20 protein-coding genes and 1 tRNA gene are annotated in these 17,794 nt (G+C 61.2%); 4 read left to right on the forward strand and 17 right to left on the reverse strand.

Features of this window, described 5'->3' with window-relative positions; all coding sequences use genetic code 11:
- Positions 1-6: 6 nt before the first annotated feature.
- The 12 genes from J2X15_RS01920 to J2X15_RS01975 all read right to left on the reverse strand — a co-directional run bounded on the left by J2X15_RS01920 (position 7) and on the right by J2X15_RS01975 (position 9,291).
- The gene (locus J2X15_RS01920) at positions 7-561 is read right to left on the reverse strand and encodes a hypothetical protein (protein ID WP_310338952.1); all 555 of its coding nucleotides are present in this window, start codon (positions 559-561) and stop codon (positions 7-9) included.
- 12 nt (positions 562-573) lie between these two features.
- Positions 574-849 (reverse strand): DnaJ domain-containing protein, encoded by a 276-nt coding sequence (locus tag J2X15_RS01925; RefSeq protein ID WP_310338954.1) that lies wholly within the window; start codon positions 847-849, stop codon positions 574-576.
- A 94-nt stretch (positions 850-943) separates the two neighbouring features.
- Positions 944-1,019 (reverse strand) — tRNA-Asn (locus J2X15_RS01930).
- 66 nt (positions 1,020-1,085) lie between these two features.
- Positions 1,086-2,150, reverse strand: coding sequence for an NAD(P)/FAD-dependent oxidoreductase (locus J2X15_RS01935; protein ID WP_310338957.1), 1,065 nt, complete (start codon positions 2,148-2,150; stop codon positions 1,086-1,088).
- A gap of 23 nt (positions 2,151-2,173) precedes the next feature.
- Positions 2,174-2,503 carry a ferredoxin FdxA gene (gene fdxA, locus J2X15_RS01940; RefSeq protein ID WP_310338962.1) on the reverse strand — a complete coding sequence of 110 codons (330 nt, stop codon included), beginning with the start codon at positions 2,501-2,503 and terminating at the stop codon, positions 2,174-2,176.
- A gap of 108 nt (positions 2,504-2,611) precedes the next feature.
- On the reverse strand, positions 2,612-3,943 hold the full coding sequence (locus tag J2X15_RS01945; protein ID WP_310338965.1) for a sulfate adenylyltransferase subunit 1: 1,332 nt from the start codon (positions 3,941-3,943) through the stop codon (positions 2,612-2,614).
- Positions 3,943-4,875: a sulfate adenylyltransferase subunit CysD gene (gene cysD, locus J2X15_RS01950; protein ID WP_310338966.1), complete on the reverse strand. Its 933-nt coding sequence runs from the start codon at positions 4,873-4,875 to the stop codon at positions 3,943-3,945. The genes J2X15_RS01945 and cysD overlap by 1 nt, the downstream gene beginning before the upstream one ends.
- Positions 4,872-5,651 (reverse strand): phosphoadenylyl-sulfate reductase, encoded by a 780-nt coding sequence (locus J2X15_RS01955; RefSeq protein ID WP_409034244.1) that lies wholly within the window; start codon positions 5,649-5,651, stop codon positions 4,872-4,874. Before J2X15_RS01955 ends, cysD begins: the two co-directional genes overlap by 4 nt.
- Before the next feature lie 20 nt (positions 5,652-5,671).
- Positions 5,672-6,070: a DUF934 domain-containing protein gene (locus J2X15_RS01960; protein ID WP_310338970.1), complete on the reverse strand. Its 399-nt coding sequence runs from the start codon at positions 6,068-6,070 to the stop codon at positions 5,672-5,674.
- Between the two features lie 28 nt (positions 6,071-6,098).
- A complete protein-coding gene (locus J2X15_RS01965) occupies positions 6,099-7,916 on the reverse strand; it encodes a nitrite/sulfite reductase (RefSeq protein ID WP_310338972.1) in 1,818 nt (605 codons plus the stop codon).
- A 2-nt stretch (positions 7,917-7,918) separates the two neighbouring features.
- Positions 7,919-8,710 carry a sulfite exporter TauE/SafE family protein gene (locus tag J2X15_RS01970; RefSeq protein WP_310338974.1) on the reverse strand — a complete coding sequence of 264 codons (792 nt, stop codon included), beginning with the start codon at positions 8,708-8,710 and terminating at the stop codon, positions 7,919-7,921.
- A gap of 122 nt (positions 8,711-8,832) precedes the next feature.
- On the reverse strand, positions 8,833-9,291 hold the full coding sequence (locus J2X15_RS01975) for an SRPBCC family protein (RefSeq protein ID WP_310338976.1): 459 nt from the start codon (positions 9,289-9,291) through the stop codon (positions 8,833-8,835).
- Between the two features lie 74 nt (positions 9,292-9,365).
- Here J2X15_RS01975 and J2X15_RS01980 point away from each other — a divergent pair, with 74 nt between their 5' ends.
- Positions 9,366-9,746, forward strand: a complete 381-nt coding sequence (locus J2X15_RS01980) for a MerR family transcriptional regulator (protein WP_310338977.1) — start codon at positions 9,366-9,368, stop codon at positions 9,744-9,746.
- Between the two features lie 145 nt (positions 9,747-9,891).
- Here the strand turns inward: J2X15_RS01980 and J2X15_RS01985 are convergent, their stop codons facing one another.
- From J2X15_RS01985 to J2X15_RS02005, 5 genes are all read right to left on the reverse strand, one after another.
- On the reverse strand, positions 9,892-10,566 hold the full coding sequence (locus J2X15_RS01985; RefSeq protein WP_310338980.1) for a DUF2971 domain-containing protein: 675 nt from the start codon (positions 10,564-10,566) through the stop codon (positions 9,892-9,894).
- A gap of 381 nt (positions 10,567-10,947) precedes the next feature.
- A complete protein-coding gene (locus J2X15_RS01990) occupies positions 10,948-11,700 on the reverse strand; it encodes a flagellar filament capping protein FliD (protein ID WP_310338982.1) in 753 nt (250 codons plus the stop codon).
- 111 nt (positions 11,701-11,811) lie between these two features.
- Entirely contained in the window at positions 11,812-12,657 is an 846-nt protein-coding gene (locus tag J2X15_RS01995; RefSeq protein WP_310338984.1) for a 2OG-Fe(II) oxygenase family protein, read from the reverse strand.
- Positions 12,658-12,692: 35 nt separating this feature from the next.
- Complete coding sequence (locus J2X15_RS02000) at positions 12,693-13,679, reverse strand: nucleoside hydrolase (RefSeq protein ID WP_310338987.1); 987 nt, start codon at positions 13,677-13,679, stop codon at positions 12,693-12,695.
- 34 nt (positions 13,680-13,713) lie between these two features.
- Positions 13,714-14,646, reverse strand: a complete 933-nt coding sequence (locus J2X15_RS02005; RefSeq protein ID WP_310338989.1) for a ribokinase — start codon at positions 14,644-14,646, stop codon at positions 13,714-13,716.
- A gap of 95 nt (positions 14,647-14,741) precedes the next feature.
- Between J2X15_RS02005 and J2X15_RS02010 the strand changes: the two genes are divergently transcribed.
- From J2X15_RS02010 to J2X15_RS02020, 3 genes are all read left to right on the forward strand, one after another.
- On the forward strand, positions 14,742-15,680 hold the full coding sequence (locus tag J2X15_RS02010) for a PfkB family carbohydrate kinase (RefSeq protein WP_310338990.1): 939 nt from the start codon (positions 14,742-14,744) through the stop codon (positions 15,678-15,680).
- A gap of 26 nt (positions 15,681-15,706) precedes the next feature.
- On the forward strand, positions 15,707-16,633 hold the full coding sequence (locus tag J2X15_RS02015) for a pseudouridine-5'-phosphate glycosidase (protein ID WP_310339688.1): 927 nt from the start codon (positions 15,707-15,709) through the stop codon (positions 16,631-16,633).
- 153 nt (positions 16,634-16,786) lie between these two features.
- Positions 16,787-17,770 (forward strand): BMP family lipoprotein, encoded by a 984-nt coding sequence (locus J2X15_RS02020; protein ID WP_310338993.1) that lies wholly within the window; start codon positions 16,787-16,789, stop codon positions 17,768-17,770.
- The last annotated feature ends 24 nt before the right edge of the window (positions 17,771-17,794 follow it).

The raw sequence follows: 17,794 nt of genomic DNA on the forward strand, positions 1-17,794 counted from the left end.
GCTCAATCAGTCTTTGTGGTCAAAGCCTTGCTCGACCATCCAGGCGGCGCCTTCTTCCTCGCTCACGCGGGCTTCGCGCTCGTCTTCGTCCAAGCCGTCGTGGCCGCCGTCTTCAGACTCGCGGTCTTCTTCTTCCTCGTCGTCACCGTCATTCGCGGCCGCAGGGCGGCTGTCCGGGCGGGCGTACATGTATTCCAGTGCCGCGGCCACACACATAAACCAGGGGCCGGCAGGCTGCTTGAGTACCTGCTCTGCCAGTGGGCGGGCCCAGGGGGATATTTCGATGGCATCGCTCAGGCTGTCCCACTCGGGTAGTTCTTCTGATTCGTGCGAGAGCAAATCGTTCCATGTGGCGGGTGACTTGAAGCGGAAGGCCTGGTGGAACACCACGGCCACCATCTCGGGGCTGAGCTCCAGCATGCTGAGCAAAAAGCCCAGTTCCTTGCGGCGCTCGGCCAACTTTTTGGGTAGCACATGGGTGCCTTCGGAGTCCGAGGCCAGGTCGTCAATCTCCGCCTCGTAGGCGCTGCGCAGATGTTGGAAAAACGGGGAAATGCTCATGGGTGTTCTAACTCAAAGAATGCGGCCGAAATAGGCGTTCCAGATCTCGCGTGCGGTCTCAATCGGGCTGTCCAGCAGACCCCGGCGTCGGTTGTCGTCATAGGCTTGGCGCTTGTCATCGTCGGACAGCACCTCGTACGCCTCTTGCACCTCCCGAAACCGCTGCGCTGCGTCGGCAGCGGAGTTGCGATCGGGGTGGTATAGCGCGGCCTTTTGGCGGAAGGCCTTCTTGATATCGGACAGCGTGGCCGCGCTGTTGAGCCCCAGGGCTGCGTAATGGTCTTTCATGCAGCGGCTTTCATAGAAGCGCATTGTGGCGGACAAAGAAAAAACCCCGCTACTGAAAAAGTAGCAGGGTTTCTTGCACCCTTGCGGGTTGTTCTGGCTCCTCAACCTGGGCTCGAACCAGGGACCTACGGATTAACAGTCCGGCGCTCTACCAACTGAGCTATTGAGGAATTGAGCCTCGAATTATAGCGTGATTTTTTGGGTGATTTGGAATGCGCCTGTCTTTTTGAAAAAAGTCACGCATTTTTTTGCGGCGTCTGCACGCCCAGCAGCGCATGCAGGCGTGGGCTGGTGGTGGTGTATTGCAGCATGACTTTCTTCTCGGGGAAGATGAAGGGCATGGCGCCATAGGCGGCCAGCGTGGCTTCGTGGAAGCCGCACAGGATGAGTTTCTTTTTGCCGGGGTAGGTGTTGATGTCGCCTACGGCAAAGATGCCGGGCACATTGGTGCCAAAGTCTTCGGTATTCACGGCCAATTGCTTGCGCTCCATGGCCAGGCCCCAGTCGGCAATCGGCCCCATCTTGGGCGAAACGCCCAGAAAGGCCAGCACCTGATCGGCGGGCAGGGCGCGTGTCTTGCCTTCGGCATCCAGAATCTGCAGCGCCTTGAGCACGCCATCGGCAGCCTCAAACCCCGTGATTTGTGCTGCCACAAAGCGCAGCGTACCACTCGCGCGCAGCGCCTGCACGCGGGCCAGGGTGTCGGCCTCTGCCACAAACACGTCGCGCCGGTGCACCAGCGTGACGGACGCGGGGCGATGGGTGTTGTCCGGGGCCAGTACCTGCAGCGCGCATTCCAGCGCGGCATCGGAGCCACCGTGGATCACCACATGGCGTTTGGACAGGCTGTCCACGGGCGGCGTGCGGTAGTGCAGCTGGCTGCCTTCAAACTGCGCAATGCCGTCCACATGCAGGCTGCGCGCCACAAAGGCGCCCACACCGGAGGCAATGAACAAGGCCTTGGTCAGAAAGGCTTGGCCGCTGGTGGTGGTGAGGTGGATGCGACTATCATCCTGGCGCTGGACGGAGGCGACCTGCCGGCCGAAATGCATCTGCGCCCCGAACGGGCCGATTTGCTGGAGCAGGCTCTCGGTCAGGCCACTGCCGGTAGTGACCGGCACGGCAGGGATGTCGTAAATGGGTTTGTCAGCGTACAGCTCGACGCACTGGCCGCCCGCATAGGGCAGGACATCGATGACATGCGTTTTGACTTCCAGCAGGCCGAGTTGGAAGACCTGGAACAGGCCCACCGGGCCTGCGCCTATGACGACGGCATCGGCTTCTATGAGGGGTGCAGCCATGCCGTGTGCCGCTGTGCTTACGTTTAGCGGATCAGTTCAGACAGCTTGCCGGTCTTGTCTTTCCAGTCGTCGGCGTCGTCCAGGGGCGCCTTGCGCTTGGTGATGCTCTTCCAGCCAGGCAGCTTGGCCAGGTCGGCGTTGAGCTGGATCATGTGCTGCTGGTCTTTGGGCGCATCTTCTTCGGCGTAGATGGCGTTCACCGGGCATTCGGGGATGCAGACAGCGCAGTCGATGCACTCATCGGGGTCGATGGTCAGAAAGTTGGGGCCTTCGCGGAAGCAGTCCACGGGGCACACGTCCACGCAGTCGGTGTATTTGCACTTGATACAGGCTTCGGTGACGATGTGTGTCATGTTGTTTGGCGGCTAGTAGTAGTAAATGTGGCAGCGAAGTGCCAAGCCCTTGATTTTATTGGGTTTTGAAGCCACCCCTGTAAACAGGGGCGACTCCTTTGCGTTGCATCAACCCAGCAGCAGCGCGCCCGACGTCTTGTGGCTGGCCGTATCCACCAGAATCAGTGAGCCCAGCACCCGGCTTTGCAGGTACGGCAGGGCCGCAATCGGCTCTTGCAGGGACACTTCAATGTGGCCAATGGCGTTGGGCAAGATCTCTTTGGCATCGTGCTCTTGCAGGGTGTTGATGTCCAGGCTGTGCACGATGCGTTTGACCTTGGCCTTGATCCAGCGGTGGCCATGCAGCGCCAGGTAGACGCGGCCAGCGACCAGAGGTTCGTCGTCCATCCAGGCCACGGTGGCCTTGATCTCGCGGGTGGTCTCAAAGTGGCTGGGGGCGTCGTTGGAGGCCAGAATCCAGTCGCCGCGCGACACGTCTACCTCGCGGTCTAGCACCAGGCCGGCGCCATGGCCGGCGCCCACGTTCTTGGCCACGCGGGCGTGGTTCAGCACCTGGGCCACCACGGCGGTTTTGCCGCTGGGCAGGATGGAGACGGTGTCGCCAGGCTGCACGGTGCCCGTGGCCACACGGCCCCAGAACACGCGGCGGCCCTTGCTGGTGTCGGCCGAATCATGGAACTTCTCGACCCATTGCACCGGGAAGGCGAAGGGCACATCGGTCTCTGCAGCGGTCACCGGCAAGGTTTCCAGCAGGCTTAGCAAACTGGGGCCGCTGTAGCCGCACCAGCCGGGGTTGGCCGTCACCACGTTGTGACCCTTCAAGGCCGACATGGGGATGGTGGCGGTGACGGCAATGCCGGCTTGCGTGGCAAAGGCGTGCAGCGCTTCGGTGATCTTGGTGAAGGCTTTGGCCGCATCGTCGCCCAGTGCGTCGAGCTTGTTCACCGCAAAGATGATGCCGGGCACGCGCAGCAGGTTCACCAGCAGGCTGTGACGGCGCGTCTGGGGCAGCAGGTCTACCAGGCCGTCCACATTCCACTTCAACTTGGTGGCGTCCACCAGCACCACGGCGGCGTGGGCGCTGCTGGCAGCGGTCACCATGTTGCGGGTGTACTGCTCATGCCCGGGCGCGTCGCCAATGATGAACTTGCGCGCGGGCGTGGCGAAGTAGCGGTAGGCCACGTCGATGGTGATGCCTTGTTCGCGCTCTGCCGACAGGCCGTCGGTGAACAGGGCCAGGTCGGCCTCGCCGCTCTTGGAGACATTGGCCAACTGGTCTTGCAGCACCGAACGGCTATCCACCAGCAGGCGGCCGATCAGCGTGCTCTTGCCATCATCCACGCTGCCGCAGGTAATGAAGCGCAGGGCGGATGAGGTGTCATTGGTGCCGCCAGCCCCCGTGGAATGTGCGGGAGTAGCTATAGAAACAGTAGCAGTCATCAGAAGTATCCGTCTTTCTTGCGCTTCTCCATGGAAGCCTCAGAAGTTTTGTCGTCCATGCGGGTGGCACCGCGTTCGCTCACGTCGGCAGCCAGGGTTTCGATCACGATGTCGGCAGCGGTGGCCGCCGTGCTTTCCACCGGGCAGGTGCAGGTGATGTCGCCCACGGTGCGGAAACGCACATCGCGGCTTTCGATCTTCTCGCCATCCTTGGCGGGGGTCAGGTCGGTCACCGGTACCAGCAGGCCCTTGCGCTCCACCACATCGCGCTTGTGCGTGTAGTACAGGCTGGGCAGCGCGATCTTTTCGCGTTCGATGTACTGCCACACATCCAACTCGGTCCAGTTGCTGATGGGGAACACGCGGAAGTGTTCGCCCGGCTGCAGGCGGGTGTTGAACAGCGTCCACAGCTCGGGGCGCTGGGCCTTGGGTTGCCATTGGCCGAAGCTGTCGCGGTGGGAAAAGATGCGTTCCTTGGCGCGGGCCTTTTCTTCGTCGCGGCGGGCACCGCCGATCAGCGCGTCGAAGCGGAATTCGTCAATCGCTTCCAGCAGCGTGACCGACTGGTGCACATTGCGCGACTCACCAGGATGGGCCAAGCGCACAGTGCCGCGGGCCATGGAGTCTTCCACGCTGCGCACGATGAGTTCGGCACCCAGTTCCTTGGCGCGGAAATCGCGGAAATCGGTCACTTCATGGAAGTTGTGGCCGGTGTCGATCATGAGCAGCGGGTAGGGAATGCGGCCCACACCAAAGGCCTTTTCGGCGCACTTGAGCATGACCAACGAATCCTTGCCGCCTGAGAACAGCAGGGTGGGGCGCTCAAAGGCGGCTGCGACTTCACGCAGGATGAAGATCGTCTCTTCTTCCAGCGCGTCGAGGTGCTGGTTGGAGAGGCGGTCGAAATGGGTGGTGTCTGTCATCGCGTTCATGCTTTTGCTTCTTCGTGTTTCACATGCAAGCCGCACTCTTTGGCGGCTTCGTCTTCCCACCACCAGCGGCCGGAGCGGAAATCCTCGCCCAGGCTGATGGCGCGGGTGCAGGGCTCGCAGCCAATGCTGGGGAAAAACTGGTCGTGCAGCGGGTTGTAGTCCAGCTTGTTCTCGCGGATGTAGTGCCAGACATCGCCCCAGGTCCAATTGGCCAGGGGGTTGATCTTGGTGCGCTTCTCACTGGTGTCCACCAGCGGCACATCGGCGCGCGCACCGGATTGCTCGCGGCGCAGGCCGGTCACCCAGGCGTCCTTGCCCTTGAGGGCGCGCTCCAGCGGCTCCATCTTGCGGATGCCGCAGCAGGCCTTGCGCAGCTCGATGCTCTTGTACATCGCGTCCTTGCCTTCGCGGTCCACAAAGTGGATGACCGACTCTTGCACCGGCGTGTAGACGGTGACCGCGGCGCGGCTGGACGCCTTGAAGCGCTCCAGCAGGTCCAGCGTTTCCTGGTGCAGGCGGCCGGTTTCCAGCACAAAGATGCCGATGTCCAGCTTCAGGCTGTTGATCAGGTGGCTGATGACCACGTCTTCGGCGCCCAGACTGGAGGCCTGGGTCACTTTGGCGGGGCCACCGTCTTCACCGGCAAACTGGGCGGCCGCCTGGGCCAGCACGGCCTGGGCTTCTGCCAGCTTGATGATGTAGTCGCCCGACGCTGCGGCGTTGCGCGTGATGGCACTGCCCGCGGGCTGGGCCTGCACGGCAAAGCGGCTGCCCAGGCTGGAGACGGTGTCGTCGCTCATGCGGTGGCTCCTTCCCGCGCAAACACGGGCTTCACGGTGACGGCGTCACCCTGGTAGAAGCCGCGGTAGCGGTCAAACTGGCGTTGGGCAAAGTCCACGTTCTGGTCTTCACGCAGCACGGCCACGTCAAAACCCGTGCGCTCCATTTGCACCAGCTGGTCGATCAGCACGTCGCCGGTGGCGCGGATTTCGCCGGTAAAGCCCAGGCGGCGGCGCAGCAGGAAGGCCTGGCTGTAGGCACGGCCATCGGTGAACTTGGGGAAGTGCAGGTCGATGCGGGTCACGCCATCGAGCGACAGGCTGCGCGGATCTTCGGTGTTGGCAATAGCCAGGACGCTTTGGCCATTTTCGGCAGTAGCCCCGGTGGAATGTGCGGAAGCAGCTATCAATTTCATAGTAAGTCTCTCTTTCTGCGTCCGGGATTCAGGCTTCTTGCGCGTCTTTGGCGTAGCCAGACGACTTGGGCAAGGCGTGCAGGTCTTCGTGCTTATCTGCCAGGCGAGCGCTGTTGGCGGCGGCCTTGAAGGTGTCAAAGCCCACGCGCTTCACGCAGTCGATAAAGGTCTCGCGCCCTTGGCGGTTCAGGCGGAAGGCGTCCAGCAGCGCCTCAATCACGCCAGGCACTTCGCCCGCGCCAAACGAGGGGCCGACCACCTTGCCGGGCACGGCAGCACCGCTCAGCGTGGAGCCATCGGAGCCGCCCAGGGACACCTGGTACCACTCCTTGCCGTCTTTATCCACGCCCAGAATGCCGATGTGGCCGCTGTGGTGGTGGCCGCAGCTGTTGATACAGCCGCTGATGTGCAGGTCGATCTCGCCCAGGTCATGCAGCTCGTCCATGTCCTGGTAGCGCTCGGTGATGGCTTCGGCAATCGGGATGGAGCGGGCATTGGCCAGCGCGCAGAAATCGCCGCCGGGGCAGGCAATCATGTCGGTCAGCAGGCGGATGTTGCTGCGGGCCAGGCCGGCATGGCTGGCCGCCACCCACAGGGCGGGCAGGTCGGCTGCGTTCACCCAGGGCAACAGCAGGTTCTGGTCGTGCGTGACGCGCACTTCGCCGGCGCTGAATTCGTCGGCCAGTGCGGCTGCGGTATCCAGTTGGTCGGCATCGGCGTCACCGGGGGCCTGGCCCAGGCGCTTGAAGCTCAGGGTCACGGCGCGCAGCTTGGGGTTTTGGTGCTTGGCGACGTTTTGCTGCAGCCAGCGGTCGTAGTCCTTCTGGCGTTCGGGCGGAACTGCTACAGTTTTGGTAGCTGCTGGCGCACGTTCCACGAGGGCTGGCGGCACAAACGATGCTGCAACGCGGTCCAGCTCGGCCTGGGTGATGGTGTGTGGCGCGCCGTCCACGGTCAGGATCTGCTGGTACTCGGCTTCCACCTCGTCGATATAGCGCTGGCCTTCGGCCTTCACCAGGATCTTGATGCGTGCCTTGTACATGTTGTCGCGGCGGCCCCAGCGGTTGTAGACGCGCACCACGGCTTCCAGGTAATTCATGATCTGCAGCGCAGGCAGGAATTCGCGGATGGTGGTGCCAATGACGGGCGTGCGGCCCATGCCGCCGCCCACCAGCACCTTGAAGCCCAGCTCGCCAGCCTCGTTCTTCTTCAGGTGCAGGCCCACGTCGTGCCAATGGGTGGCGGCGCGGTCGGCCGTGGCGCCGGTGATGGCGATCTTGAACTTGCGCGGCAGGAAGGCGAACTCGGGGTGTAGCGTGCTCCACTGGCGCATGATTTCGGCAAATGGGCGGGGGTCGGCAATCTCGTCTGGGGCCACGCCAGCCAGCTCGTCGCTGGTGATGTTGCGGATGCAGTTGCCGCTGGTCTGGATGCCGTGCATGTTCACGGTGGCCAGCAGGTCCATCACGTCAGCGCTCTTGGCCAGCGGAATCCAGTTGAACTGCACGTTTTGGCGCGTGGTGAAGTGGCCGTAGCCCACGGGCAGGTGGGTGGTGCCCCAGGCGGCCTGGGCGCCAATGGCGGTGTCAAACACGGCCTTGCTGGGCTGGTCGTATTCACGGGCGATGCGGGCCAGCACGCGCAGCTGGGCGCTGGACAACTCGCCGTAGGGCACGGCCACGCGCAACATGGGCGCGTAGCGCTGGATGTACCAGCCGTTTTGCAGGCGCAGGGGGCGGAACTCGTCGTCGCTCAGCGTGCCGGCCAGGTTGCGTTCCAGCTGGTCGCGGTGCTGGGCGGCACGGGCGCGGACGAACTGGCGGTCAAATTCGGTGTATTGGTACATGGTCAGAGTGCAATGAGTTTCAAGCCAGCATAGGCAAGAAGGATGGAAAGCAAAGAACGAATCACGCGCTCAGGCGTTTTGAACATCAGGTGCGAACCCACCCAGATGCCGGGAATCGACCCCGCCAGCAGCTTGGCCAGCATGGGCCAGTCCACCGAACCCAGCGAGGCGTGGCCCATACCAGCCACCAGCGTCAGCGGCACGGCGTAGGCAATGTCCGCCGCCACGATGCGCGGCAGGGGCAGCAGCGGGTACAGCAGCATCAACACCGTGACGCCAATGGCGCCCGCGCCGACGGACGTGAGTGTAACCAGCGTGCCAATGAGCGCGCCAAACAGCAGCGGCAGGCTCCAGTGGCGGGGGCGGGCGGCGGCGGCTTCTTGGCCAGCGGCTACCGTCACGGGGGCCGTTTTGCCGCGCAAAGCCTTGTACAGCGTGGCTGCGGCGGTCAGAAGCAGGGCGCCGCCCAGTGTGGTGGTCATGAGGTGTTGCACCGTAGGGCTGGTGGCACCCAGGGTGTGCAGGGTGTAGAGGGTGATGAGTGCGGCGGGAATGCTGCCGGCAGACAGGTTGAGCACCACGCGCCAATCAATATGCTTGGAGCGCGCCAGCTTGATGGTGCCCCCCATTTTGGTGAACGCCGCAAACAGCAGGTCGGTGCCCACCGCCAAGTAGGGCTTCACGCCAAAGAAGAAGATCAGGATAGGCGTCATCAGCGAGCCGCCGCCAACCCCCGTGAGCCCCACCACCAAGCCCACAAAGAAGCCCGCAAATACAAACGCGAAATCATGCATAGGGACGGACTGTAGAGGGGCGGGCTTAGATTGAAAACTATTTTTTTGCTATGGGGGTATGAGGTTTGGTTATATAGATATCCCGCTGGCCAATTTGGCCACAAAGGCGGTTTGCAATCGCGTCAGGGCTCGCCAGCCTCCAACCGCTTCTTCAACGCCGCGACGCCCAAGGTCGCGCGTTTGTCCATCACCCGCCGGGCCAGCGGAAGCAATGTCAAACGGGCGGTCCAGCTGGTGTTTCTGCTGAACATTCGCCAAGTAAGCTCGCAGGAATTTGGCCCTGTTTCACGCAATGCGATTTCCATGCGCGGCATCAGCGGGGGAAACTGCCCCTCCGTGGCAAAAAGCTGATGGCCCCGCACCTCGCGCACCTCCATTTTGACTTTTCGCATTCCCCTGAGCGGCACAGACACGGTTTCAAGGTATTCCTTGCCTTGCTGCCCGTGGTCGAGGGCGTTGGCCGATGCGATGGAGATGACGCCGGGGAACCATTCCCCAAACCTCTCCATGTTGGACACGTACCCAAATACAACCGACGCGGGCTGCTGGATGTGGATGGTCTTTTCAGTCAATAAATGCATAGCGGTGTGGTCATGAAGTTGTGCCAACAGCCATGCTAATGTGTAGAGTGGGGTCTACAGTCAAGAGGAAATTCATGCGTATTGCCGAGCTGGAAAGCAAAACCGGACTGGGGCGCCATGCACTTCGCTTTTACGAGCGTGAGGGCCTGCTGGTCGGCGTAAGCCGAGGCCCCAACAATTACCGCGACTACCCGGAGTCAGCGGTCAAAGACGCCACCTTGCTGCAACAGCTCCAATCTCTGGGGTTCTCGCTGCAAGAGATACGTGAGGTGTTGAACGCCATGCGTGCAAAGAGCATCGACTGCGCCCAAGGCGCCCGCTTGATGGCGGAAAAACGTACTGCGGTGGACGCCCAGATTGCGAACCTGCGCAAGGTCAGCAAGATATTGATGCGGGAACAGCAGCGTCTGGAAGACAGGGCTGCGCGTCACAATCTCTCAGAGACGCCTATTTGATAAATATGGCGGATTCAGACTGATTACAGACTTTCTCCTTGCTCCAAAGCAGTCGCTAAAGTTGGAGACTAGAGAGCACGCGAGGTTGAGGAAATGAACCTCGCCGGTTCCTCCGCCTCTCTTAACCCAGGTGTTAGGCAGAACCTCACAATTCCCGCACTTCGTACGATTTGTAGAGCTGGGATTTCTCAACGGTTCCTAGAAAGTTCAATTCGTCTTTCAAATAGTGACGATAAGCTTCTACGTATTCATTTGGAGCTCTAGGATCAACAAGGACGCTCTCAATGAGCTGCCGTGTATTGAGGGTTATCTTATGGCCCTTTGGCTTTTCGTCGTCGGATTGGTCAAAGTCAATTAGAACCACTCTCGTTTCCGCTTCATGAGCAAATGCTGGTCGCTTGAGATATAGATGTGCTGATGCGCGAACAAACGTAACTCGCCGCTCCAACTCAAGCTTCATTTTGTTCGTTCGAATGGTGTACTCCATTTCATTCACATACTTGACTGGCGCAATATGAAATCCGATATTTCTTTGCTCAGCTAAGTCGTAAAGAGCACTCTTCAAGCGGTCTCTACTTACGCGAATACGTACGCCCAGTTTGTCTTGAGAGTAAATGCGCCACATAGCGTCTGAGACGCCATTTCGGCACCAACATTGCGCGAAGAGCATGTCGCTAAGCTTGTTCCTGGTTCTGACTTCAGACGGATCTTCCCAAGTGCTTGGGTGCGCGAAGTGCCACTCATTTGTCTTCAGCATCTGTACTAATCGGTCGAACCTGATGATTCGATAGAGATACTGGGAGGAAGAGGAGTTCGGCATGCGGGTGTGCCTAACATTGCCCATTTGAGGCCGAGCAGGCGAGCGAAGTCCGCTGGCTAAGATCCATCTCGTTGGGCCGGATACTTAATTTCATCGACATATCTCCTAGCATCTAACGAATAATAAATTGAAGGGATATTGCTTCTAATCGGTCAGTCGATGTAAGGCTTGCATATCCCCAAACGGGTGAATGTGTGGACATCCGCTTCCGCCACATTGCAGCCGACAAGAGCTACACCGGAAGCAGAGTTTTGCCCATAGCTCCCGTTGGATGTGCGTGCTGAATGCTTTTTTCCGCTCGATTTGCTATCAAAATAGAAGCTACTCGCGCATATTCCTTGGGGGTTGGAAGCCAATTTTGTCTAAAGTTGTGCTCGCCAACTAGGTATTCGACTGATACGCCGACACCCCATACCCCCCAAATCCTGAGCTGGTGCTGCTACTGGATTGAGTTGCCAACTGCTGCATCAGCGTGGCCATGGCGTTCTTCTGGGTTTTGAGCAGGGTGGCACGCTGGTTGAGTGCGTCGATGGAGCCAGCTACGGCGCTGCCTGCGGCCAGTTCTTTGGTGGCCACTTTGTCGACCAGGCTGCCTAGTTTCTCAAGCGTAGCCTCCACGGCGGCGGGGTTTGCTTTTTGGGCTGCGTCGAATTTGGTGGCGTCCAGGGTCAGCGTGCCGTCCGTGAGCTGCTTGAAGCCGATTTTCTTCAAGGCGTCCAGCACCGCAGGGTTGGAGGTGACGGCGCGTCCAAGATCATTGCTCACCCGCTTGGCGTTGCCCGACTCGGCAATGCCGGACGTGGCCTTGCCGGTGGTGATGGCGGTGTTGAAGGTGCTGACCAGCTTGTTCACCGCAGCTTTGATATCGGCTGCTGGCGATGCAGCGGTGAGTCCACCCAGGCTTTTGGCGGCCAGCTGCGCGTCGGACACGGCGGAGATGAGTTTGCCGTAGGCCGAGAGCTGTGTGGTGGTGGTGTCCAGCTGCGACTGGATGCGACTGCCCGCCTTGGTGGCTGCTTGCGAGGCCGGGCTCAGTTTGGCTGCGGCCTGTGCGGCCTTTTGTTCAGCGGTTTGTGCGCTGGGGCTGGTATTGGTGCCAGTGGTGCTGGACTTGAGTATTTGGCTGATATCCACGGTGGTCCCCTGTGCGCAGATGGCGCGTGCGCACGAAGGTACCGGAACCCGCCCGGGCAGGACGCCCGATATGGCGGGGAAAAGGCGGGTATTTCACCCGCCGACGCTACTTCAATACTTCTTGCCGCGCAGCTCTTCCATGCGTTCGTTGAAATACTTTTCCACCGTGTAGCGCTCAGACAGCACCACTTCGCGGCGCGGGTGCAAAAACAGCGGCAGCGAGATACGTGACTTCTTGGCACCTTCGCCCTTGGGGTTGAGTACGCGGTGCGAGGTGCTGGGGTAGTAGTGGCCCGAGGCCTCTTGCAGCATGTCGCCAATGTTGACGATCAGGTAGCCAAAGTCGCAGGGCACATCGTGCCAGGCGTTGTCCTTGCCCTTGACTTGCAAGCCGGGCTCGGTCGCAGCGGGCAGGATGGTCAGCAGGTTGATGTCTTCATGCGCCGCAGCGCGTACGGCGTCTGGGTCTTCGTCACCCTGCAGAGGTGGGTAATGCAGCACGCGCAGCAGGGTGTGGTCGCTGCCTTCAATCATCTTCGGTAGCGGCATGGAGTAACGCGCCTTGACTTCGGCCGGGGAATTGTCTTCCACCCAGCCCAGCAGCGTGGCGGCCAGCGCAGCGCCCTGCGCGTAGTAGCGCTGGGCGTTGTCGCTCACCTCGGCCGGGTAACGGCCCCAGGGGTAGATGTGGAAGAACTCTTTAAGGTCTTTCTTGGTGTTGTTCTTGGCCGTCTCGGACACGCTGGGCGAGAAGTAACCGTCATGCTTGACCGGGTCGTGGGCGTACTGGTGCTTGGCCTCGGTTTTGAAGAAGCCCAGCCATTCGGCGTAAATGCTTTCCACCAGGTCCTGGTTCAGCGGGTGGTTCTTCAGCACGCCAAAGCCTGTTTCGTGCAGGCTCTTGCAAAACTCTTGTGGAGCGGTAGGGCTGGTGAAGTCAACAACGGGTAAATGCATGACGGTCCTCGCAGTGTCTATATGCGTTGAAGAATTTACAGCCAGTTCGACATCAGGGTCGATTCGATCAAATCGCGCGCGGCATCCACCTTGAGGTTCATGCAGGCGTGGGTGTCGGGCACATCGTCGCCCCAGCCGGGTTGGGGGTAGAAGATGTCCTTGCGGCGCATCATGGTCTGGCCGTTGCCCGGGCCGTCCAGTGCCACGCGGATGCGGCCGGTCTCGATATCAAACAATTCGGGGTTGGTCAGCGCCACAAACGCCAGCACATCGTGGCCAAAGCAGCCATGGATCTTGGCCACATGGGGGTACAGGCCGCTGTAGAAGTCGGAATAGAAGCTGACCGCATGGTGCAGCACATCGGTGGCTACATGCTTGTGGTGGTCGGCCACGCGCTTGAACATTGCCAACGGCACGATGAGCTGGTGCGTTACGTCCAGGCCCACCATGGTGAGCTTCCATCCAGCGGTGAACACAAAGTCGGCCGAGTGCGGGTCGTTCCAGATATTGGCTTCGGCCACGGGGGACACGTTGCCGGGTTCGGCCACGGTGCCGCCCATGATGATGACTTCCTGCAACAGCTTGGGCAGGTTCGGCTCCAGCTTCAACGCGGTGGCCAGGTTGCCCAGCGGGCCTACGGCCACCAAGGTGATTTCACCGGGGTGCGCACGTGCCATGTCCACGATGAACTGGGCAGAGGGGCGTGGGTCCAGCACGCTCTTGGTGGGCACGCGGGAGGGCAGGTTACCCAGGCCATCTGCACCGTGGATAAAGTCGGGCGGGGTGCCAGGGGCCTTGAGCCAAGGGGTTTTGACGCCTTGGGTCACGGGGATTTTCTTGCCCGCGATTTCGGTCAGGTACAGGCCATTGATGGCCGCTTGCTCCACCGTCACGTTGCCAAAGGTGGTGGTGATACCCACCACATCGATGCCGGGATGGGCCAGCGCGTAGTACAGCGCCATGGCGTCGTCCACACCCGGGTCGGTGTCATAAATTACTTTGCGTGCGGGGGTGTTGCTCATACAAACGTCTCGGTTAAAAAGTCGGGTTTCAAAATCAGGTCAGGCCGCAGAAGGCGCGCAGCGCCTGCTCAGCTTCTGGAGAAGTCTTGGGGTGCTGGGCGATGAAGGCCGTGACCTCCGCCGCCTCGGGAATACTGGACTGGGCGCCCCAGCGCGTGCAGGCGATGGCGCTAGCGGCGCTGGCAAATTGCAGTGCGTCGGGCAATGTTTTGCCCTGGCTCAGGGCGGCCACCAGGCTGCCGCAAAAGGTGTCGCCCGCGCCCGTGGTGTCTACCGGGGTAATGGGGTAGGCGCCCTGCAGCGTGAATGCACCGTGCTGGCGCGCGCAGCTGCCATGGTGCCCCAGGGTGACGACCATGGTGGGCACGTTGATGCGCGCAAGGCATTCGGCAATGCTGCCGGTGTGGCCGGACACTGTGGCCAGCTCGCCTTCGTTCACCACCAGCACATCGGTATGTGCCAGCAACTCTGCGGGCAGGCTTTGAGCGGGGGCTGCGTTCAGCACCACCGTCACGCCCTGGGCGCGGGCGGCCGTGGCATAGGCGGTGACCGTTTCCATAGGCGTCTCCAGCTGCAGCAGGAGGTGGGTAAAGCCTTGCAGGCTGGGCAGGTGTTCAGGGCGCAACTGTGCATTGGCGCCGGGGGCCACCGTGATGGCGTTTTCGGCGTCATCAGATACGCAGATAAAGGCGGTGCCGGTGGGGTGGTCGGGTGTGCGGATGGTGTGCAGCTGCACACCGGCACCTTTGAGCGAGGCTTCCAGCGGCACAGCAAAGGCGTCATCGCCCAGGCCCACCAGCATGTGTGTGGGCGCGGCACCAGCGCGGGCGCTGGCCACGGCCTGGTTGGCACCTTTGCCACCGGGGAAGGTTTTGAAATCGCGGCCCAGCACCGTTTCGCCCGGGCTGGGGATGTGATGGGCCCGGACCACAAAGTCCAGATTCGCAGAGCCAGCCACAAGTATCATCGGTCGCACTTTCTGTACACAAAGAGCGTCTATTTTGACGCCGAATTTTCCGCCCGCCGATAAGCCTCGGCGTATAGACCCCAATGCCCCTGCAAATGACCAGTCCTGCCGCCGCCCGCATCACTGTGGTGGGCGGCGCCAATATGGACGTGGGCGCCCAGACCCAAACCCCCTTGCTGCCGGGCGATTCCACGCCCGGCCATATCCACTACGCGCCGGGTGGTGTGGGCCGCAATATTGCGGAAAACCTGGCCCGCCTGGGCAGTGCCGTGGCCCTGGTCTCCGTGGTGGGGGACGATGCCTTTGGGCATGACATTTTGGCCCACACGGGCAGCGTGGGGGTGGATGTGTCGGGTGTCAAAGCCCTGGCAGGGCAACGCACCGCCACCTACCTGTCCATGCACGGCCCCGATGGGGACATGGCGCTGGCGGTGAACGACATGGCGATTCTGGAGCGCCTGACGCCTGCGTTGTTACAAGCCGAGCCCGCCATGTGCCCGCACACCGATGTGCTGGTGCTGGACTGCAACCTGAGTGCCCCCACGCTGGCCTGGTTGCTGGAGCAGGCCACCCAGCCCGTGTTTGTGGATGCGGTGTCGGTAGCCAAGTGTCAGCGCCTCGTGCACGTGCTGCGCCGGGTGCATACCCTCAAGGTCAACCGCATCGAGGCGCAAGCCCTGTGTGGCACCGTAGTGGACACGGTGGATGACGCGCAGCGTGCCGCGCTGACCCTGCATGGCTTGGGTGTGCAGCGCGTGGTGCTGAGCCTGGGCGCCTTGGGTGTGGCGTGGTGTGATGCCGATGGCAGCACCGGCGTGCGCTCTGCGTCAGCGGTACCTGTAGTCAACACAACCGGGGCGGGGGACGCCTTGCTGGCCGGGCTGGTGCATGCCCATGCGCTGGGCCTGTCCCTGCCGCGCAGTGTGGAATACGCCATGGCCTGCGCCGAGATCACCCTTTCCAGTACATTCGCCAACTCCCCGGATTTGTCACACGCTGCAGTGCAGAGCCGATTGGCTGCCGCTACTGCCTGAGTTTATTTTTTTGGATTGCCATGACCCTGAACGCCTACCTTGATATTGCCCCTGAAGTGCAGCGCGCACTGGATGCGGGCCAGCCCGTTGTGGCGCTCGAATCCACCATCATTTCCCACGGTATGCCGTACCCCCAGAACGTGGCCACGGCGCTGCAGGTGGAGCAGGAAGTGCGCGACCACGGGGCGGTGCCCGCCACCATTGCCATCGTCAACGGACGCCTGAAGGCCGGCCTGTCGGCCGCCGAGATTGAGACGCTGGGCAAGTCCGGCCGTGATGTGGTGAAGGTGAGCCGCCGTGATGTGCCTTTCATCGTGGCCGCAGGCGCTACGGGCGCCACCACGGTGGCCTCCACCATGATCATTGCGGCCATGGCGGGCATTCGCCTGTTTGCCACGGGTGGCATTGGTGGTGTGCACCGCGGTGCGCAGCAAAGCTTTGACGTGTCTGCTGACCTGCAGGAGCTGGCGCAAACGCCGGTGGCCGTGGTGTGCGCGGGTGCCAAGTCGATTCTGGATTTGCGCCTGACGCTGGAGTATCTGGAAACCCATGGCGTGCCCGTGGTGGGCTACCAGACCAACGCATTGCCCGCCTTCTTTACACGCGACAGCGCCTTCTCGGTGGATTACCGCCTGAACACGCCGCAAGAGATTGCGCGTGCTTTACACGTCAAGTGGGCGATGTCCCTCAAGGGTGGCATGGTCATTGCTAATCCCATCCCCGAGGCCTATGCCATGCCACGGACCGCGATTGACGCGGCGATTGAGCAGGCACTGGCCGAGGCACAGGCCCAGAACATTGGTGGCAAAGAGTCCACGCCGTTTCTGCTGGCCCGCGTGTGTGACATCACCGGCGGCGACAGCCTGGCGGCCAACATCCAGCTGGTGCTGAACAACGCCCGGTTGGCGGCGGCGGTGGGTATCGAATTGGCCGGGATGGGCGGGCGCGCCTGAGTGACTAAAGTCGGATGCTTGTAACGATAAACAGGTTATAACGATTAACTTATATACGGATAAGCACTGATGGTGACACTACAGCGCGAAGGTATTCTTGGCTTACATTGAAAGCCGTGTTTTTTTAAACCTCATAGGGAATTGCGAGACGTTATGAACATCAAAACTACTGTGCACATGAGCCTGTTGGCCGCCACATTGGCTGCCAGCTTCCAGGCAATGGCTGCCGATCCCGCTGTCGTGTTCGACATGGGTGGCAAGTTCGACAAGTCCTTCAACGAAGCCGCGTACACCGGCATCGAGAAGTGGAAAAAAGAAACTGGCAAGAAATACCTCCAGTTCGAAATCACCAACGAATCCCAGCGCGAACAAGCGATCCGCCGCATGGCTGAGCGCGGTGCCAGCCCCATCATTGGCATTGGTTTCGGCCAGGCTTCCAGCATTGAAAAAGTAGCCAAGGAATTCCCCAAGCTGCAATTCGCCATCATCGATATGGTGGTGGACCTGCCCAACGTGCAGTCCGTGGTGTTCAAGGAACAAGAAGGCAGCTTCCTGGTGGGCGCCATGGCGGCCATGGCCAGCAAAACCGGCAAGGTTGGCTTTGTTGGCGGTATGGACATCCCCTTGATTCGCAAGTTTGAGTGCGGCTACAAGCAAGGCGCCATGTACGCCAACCCCAAGGCTGAAATGATTGGCAACATGACCGGCACTACCGGCGCTGCCTGGAACGACCCAGCACGTGGTGGTGAGCTGGCCAAGGCCCAGTTCTCGCAAGGCGTGGACGTGGTGTTTGCGGCTGCTGGCGGCACCGGTATCGGTGTGTACCAAGCCGCCAAGGACAGCGGCAAGCTGGCCATCGGTGTGGACAGCAACCAAAACCACCTGCAACCCGGCACTATGCTGACTTCCATGCTCAAGCGCGTGGATGTGGCCGTGTACAACGTGGCCAAGGGTCACAAGCCAGGCATTTCCGTTTTGGGCCTGAAAGAAGGCGGCGTGGACTACGCTGTGGACGCCAACAACGCCAAGCTGGTGACTGCCGACATGAAGAAGAAGGTGGAAGCTGCCAAAGCCGACATCATCAGCGGCAAGATCAAAGTGGCTGACTTCATGGCGGACAACGCCTGCAAGTTCTAACAACCTGACAAGGTGGGCGTAGGA

It is taken from the genome of Rhodoferax saidenbachensis, assembly GCF_031457975.1.
GTDB classification, from domain to species: domain Bacteria; phylum Pseudomonadota; class Gammaproteobacteria; order Burkholderiales; family Burkholderiaceae_C; genus Allorhodoferax; species Allorhodoferax saidenbachensis_A.

Excerpts from the sequence above, each read along its gene's own strand:
- J2X15_RS01920 (WP_310338952.1), bottom strand. The coding sequence starts at position 561 with ATGAGCATTTCCCCGTTTTTCCAACATCTGCGCAGCGCCTACGAGGCG.
- J2X15_RS01925 (WP_310338954.1), bottom strand. The coding sequence starts at position 849 with ATGAAAGACCATTACGCAGCCCTGGGGCTCAACAGCGCGGCCACGCTG.
- J2X15_RS01935 (WP_310338957.1), bottom strand. The coding sequence starts at position 2,150 with ATGGCTGCACCCCTCATAGAAGCCGATGCCGTCGTCATAGGCGCAGGC.
- fdxA (WP_310338962.1), bottom strand. The coding sequence starts at position 2,503 with ATGACACACATCGTCACCGAAGCCTGTATCAAGTGCAAATACACCGAC.
- J2X15_RS01945 (WP_310338965.1), bottom strand. The coding sequence starts at position 3,943 with ATGACTGCTACTGTTTCTATAGCTACTCCCGCACATTCCACGGGGGCT.
- cysD (WP_310338966.1), bottom strand. The coding sequence starts at position 4,875 with ATGAACGCGATGACAGACACCACCCATTTCGACCGCCTCTCCAACCAG.
- J2X15_RS01960 (WP_310338970.1), bottom strand. The coding sequence starts at position 6,070 with ATGAAATTGATAGCTGCTTCCGCACATTCCACCGGGGCTACTGCCGAA.
- J2X15_RS01965 (WP_310338972.1), bottom strand. The coding sequence starts at position 7,916 with ATGTACCAATACACCGAATTTGACCGCCAGTTCGTCCGCGCCCGTGCC.
- J2X15_RS01970 (WP_310338974.1), bottom strand. The coding sequence starts at position 8,710 with ATGCATGATTTCGCGTTTGTATTTGCGGGCTTCTTTGTGGGCTTGGTG.
- J2X15_RS01975 (WP_310338976.1), bottom strand. The coding sequence starts at position 9,291 with ATGCATTTATTGACTGAAAAGACCATCCACATCCAGCAGCCCGCGTCG.
- J2X15_RS01980 (WP_310338977.1), top strand. The coding sequence starts at position 9,366 with ATGCGTATTGCCGAGCTGGAAAGCAAAACCGGACTGGGGCGCCATGCA.
- J2X15_RS01985 (WP_310338980.1), bottom strand. The coding sequence starts at position 10,566 with ATGCCGAACTCCTCTTCCTCCCAGTATCTCTATCGAATCATCAGGTTC.
- J2X15_RS01995 (WP_310338984.1), bottom strand. The coding sequence starts at position 12,657 with ATGCATTTACCCGTTGTTGACTTCACCAGCCCTACCGCTCCACAAGAG.
- J2X15_RS02000 (WP_310338987.1), bottom strand. The coding sequence starts at position 13,679 with ATGAGCAACACCCCCGCACGCAAAGTAATTTATGACACCGACCCGGGT.
- J2X15_RS02005 (WP_310338989.1), bottom strand. The coding sequence starts at position 14,646 with ATGATACTTGTGGCTGGCTCTGCGAATCTGGACTTTGTGGTCCGGGCC.
- J2X15_RS02010 (WP_310338990.1), top strand. The coding sequence starts at position 14,742 with ATGACCAGTCCTGCCGCCGCCCGCATCACTGTGGTGGGCGGCGCCAAT.
- J2X15_RS02020 (WP_310338993.1), top strand. The coding sequence starts at position 16,787 with ATGAACATCAAAACTACTGTGCACATGAGCCTGTTGGCCGCCACATTG.